1 protein-coding gene is annotated in these 340 nt (G+C 55.0%); it reads right to left on the bottom strand.

Annotation, left to right across the window (positions count from 1 at the left end):
* A partial coding sequence (locus MKZ40_RS17070; RefSeq protein ID WP_282628009.1) for a DDE-type integrase/transposase/recombinase occupies window positions 1-340 on the bottom strand: 340 nt, incomplete at both ends.

Below are 340 nucleotides of genomic sequence, written 5' to 3' on the forward strand. Positions count from 1 at the left end.
GCGATTCGTAGGCCATGGTCAGCGCTTTCTTTACCAGCTCCGTGTTCGGCGATAGGGACAATGCCCACCCCACGGGTTTACGAGCATACAAGTCGATGACCACTGCCAGATAAGCCCAGCGTGCCCCTGTCCAAATATAGGTAATGTCGCCGGTCCATACCTGATTGGGCTTCTTTACATCGAACTCCCGATCAAGAACATTCGGTATATCCAGGTGTGGCTGATCAGCCTTCTTGTAGGCGTGCCTCGGCGGCTGCGAACTCATCAGCCCCAGCTGCTTCATCCGCCTGCTGGCCCGATAACGACTCAACTGTATTCCTGCCTGCGTGACCATTTTTGC

The organism is Cobetia sp. BMC6, assembly GCF_029991385.1.
Classification (GTDB): Bacteria; Pseudomonadota; Gammaproteobacteria; order Pseudomonadales; family Halomonadaceae; genus Cobetia.